Below are 1,452 nucleotides of genomic sequence, written 5' to 3'. Positions count from 1 at the left end.
GAAGCTCAGTGGGAAGAGAAGATCCTGGAACTGGCTGGCCACCTGGACACCTACATTCCGGAGCCGGAGCGCGCAATTGACCAGCCGTTCCTGATGCCGATCGAAGACGTATTCTCCATCGCAGGCCGTGGTACCGTAGTAACTGGTCGTGTAGAGCGCGGTATCGTTAAAGTTGGTGAAGAAGTGGAAATCGTTGGTATCAAAGATACCACCAAGACCACCTGTACCGGCGTTGAAATGTTCCGCAAACTGCTGGACGAAGGTCGTGCAGGTGAGAACGTTGGCGCGCTGCTGCGTGGCGTGAAGCGTGAAGACGTAGAGCGTGGTCAGGTACTGGCCAAGCCGGGCACCATCAAGCCGCACACCAAGTTCGAATCTGAAGTGTACGTACTGTCCAAAGAAGAAGGTGGTCGTCACACCCCGTTCTTCAAAGGCTACCGTCCGCAGTTCTACTTCCGTACTACCGACGTGACCGGTACCATCGAACTGCCGGAAGGCGTAGAGATGGTAATGCCGGGCGACAACATCAAGATGGTTGTTACCCTGATTGCGCCGATCGCGATGGACGACGGCCTGCGTTTCGCCATCCGTGAAGGTGGCCGTACCGTAGGTGCTGGTGTTGTAGCTAAAGTTATCGCTTAATCGATACTTTATATGCACACATGAAAGGGGTGGCTTCGGCCACCCCTTTTATTTTTGGGGCTTTAAATGGCCTGTGAGATACTTTTGCGAAATTATTGATAGAGGTAGCTGCTGTGAGTAAACCCGCCATTTTTCTGGATCGCGATGGTGTCATCAACAAGGACACGGGTTATGTCAGCCAGGTTGATGACTTCCATTTTCTGCCCGGGGTGATTGAGGCCATGCAATTGCTGAAGAAAAAAGGCTATTTGCTGGTCGTGGTGACCAACCAATCCGGCATCGCCCGTGGTTACTTCACTGAAGATGACTTCATGAACCTGACCGAGTGGATGGATTGGTCCCTGGCCGATCGCGATGTGGATCTCGATGGTATCTACTTCTGCCCCCATCACCCGGACCACGGTGCCCCCTGCGACTGCCGGAAACCCGAACCGGGTATGCTGTTGCTTGCCCAGCGGGAGCTCAGTATCGACATGAGCCGCTCTTATATGGTGGGTGACAAACCTTCGGACCTGAAAGCCGCCATCAATGCCAAGGTCGGTCACAAGGTCATGGTCAGAACAGGCAAGCCGATTACTGATGCGGGGATTGAGCTGGCCGATGCCATCTACGACAACCTGCATGATTTTGCCGTTGCAGCACCTGTCGCAGGCTGATTTCGCTGGATTAAGATGCTTTTTGGTGGCTTTGTGAGCGGTTGAACGATGAAAGCCATCTTTTTGCAATTATCCTCTTGCCAGAACGAATTCACTCCCTATAATGCGCCTCCATCGACACGGCAAGCGGCAACGCAAACAACCGAGTCGATAG

2 protein-coding genes are annotated in these 1,452 nt (G+C 53.4%); both read left to right on the top strand.

The genetic code is table 11. From position 1 onward, the window contains the following. Window positions 1-642, top strand: a 642-nt coding sequence (locus PG897_RS22485; protein ID WP_268811949.1) for an EF-Tu/IF-2/RF-3 family GTPase, incomplete at its 5' end; no start/stop codon positions are given. Between the two features lie 113 nt (window positions 643-755). Beyond that, the gene (gmhB, locus tag PG897_RS22480) at window positions 756-1,298 is read left to right on the top strand and encodes a D-glycero-beta-D-manno-heptose 1,7-bisphosphate 7-phosphatase (protein ID WP_026141499.1); all 543 of its coding nucleotides are present in this window, start codon (window positions 756-758) and stop codon (window positions 1,296-1,298) included. Window positions 1,299-1,452: the final 154 nt, after the last annotated feature.

This window comes from Aeromonas sp. QDB20, from assembly GCF_027707805.1.
Taxonomy (GTDB): Bacteria; Pseudomonadota; Gammaproteobacteria; order Enterobacterales; family Aeromonadaceae; genus Aeromonas; species Aeromonas dhakensis.
This window is presented reverse-complemented; position numbering and strand designations above follow the sequence as displayed.